This window comes from Pseudomonas sp. AP19, assembly GCF_001728855.1.
Lineage (GTDB): Bacteria > Pseudomonadota > Gammaproteobacteria > Pseudomonadales > Pseudomonadaceae > Aquipseudomonas > Aquipseudomonas fluorescens.
Map to the genome: position 1 here is coordinate 1 of NZ_LXJP01000142.1, position 954 is coordinate 954.

Annotated in this window: 1 protein-coding gene; it reads left to right on the forward strand. The window is 54.4% G+C overall.

Annotation, left to right across the window (positions count from 1 at the left end; all coding sequences use genetic code 11):
* Positions 1-37: 37 nt before the first annotated feature.
* Positions 38-954 (forward strand): efflux RND transporter periplasmic adaptor subunit (locus tag A7D21_RS34015; protein ID WP_141718331.1); only part of this gene is annotated, 917 nt, incomplete at its 3' end.

Below are 954 nucleotides of genomic sequence, written 5' to 3' on the forward strand. Positions count from 1 at the left end.
GCGCTCGCCTGTATTTCTCTTACGGGGAGTCCGCTCAATGATTTTTAAATTATGGAAAGGGACTTTAATCATCGGCATCTCGATTGCCTTGGGTGTTGCCGGTGGTTACTGGTTAGCCCAACCGCGAATGAGCGGAGTAACTGGTGTCGTGCCGGATCAGGAACCCAAAGCCTCTGCCGATCGAAAAGTTCTGTATTGGTATGACCCAATGTACCCACAACAGAAATTCGATAAACCGGGTAAGTCACCCTTCATGGACATGCAGATGATCCCTCAATACGCAGATACCAACGGGGACAGCGCTGCCATTCGAATTGATCCAAGCCTGACTCAGAACCTTGGTATGCGATTGGCAAGTGTCAGTCGAGGCTTATTTGCCTCGACACTGAACGTGGTAGGTGTGCTGGCCTTCAACGAACGGGACGTTGCAGTCATTCAGGCCCGTACGGCGGGTTTTGTCGAGCGCGTGTATGCCCATGCACCTGGTGATGTGCTGAAAGCGAATGCCGCCTTGGCAGATATGTTGGTTCCGGAGTGGGCAGCTGCTCAGGAGGAATTTCTCGTCCTCAAGCGTAGTGGCGATGCTGGCTTGCTTACAGCGGCCCGGCAGCGATTGCGGCTAACCGGAATGCCAACTTCGTTAATTGCTCAAGTTGAGCGCAGTGGCAAGGTTCAGCCGAACCTGACTCTGACCACCCCTATTGGTGGTGTGCTTCAAGAACTGAGTGTGCGTGAAGGTATGACGGTGGCCGCAGGCGAGACGCTGGCTCGTGTTAATGGTTTGAGCAGTGTCTGGCTGGCCGTGGCTGTACCAGAGTCGGAAGCTGGGTCAATCGTCATAGGACAAGCAGCCGAAGCGCGTTTGTCCGCGTTCCCTGGAGTTGTGCTCAAGGGCGTCGTAAGTGCGATTCTTCCGGAAACCAGTTCGGACAGTCGCACACTTCGCGTTCGAGT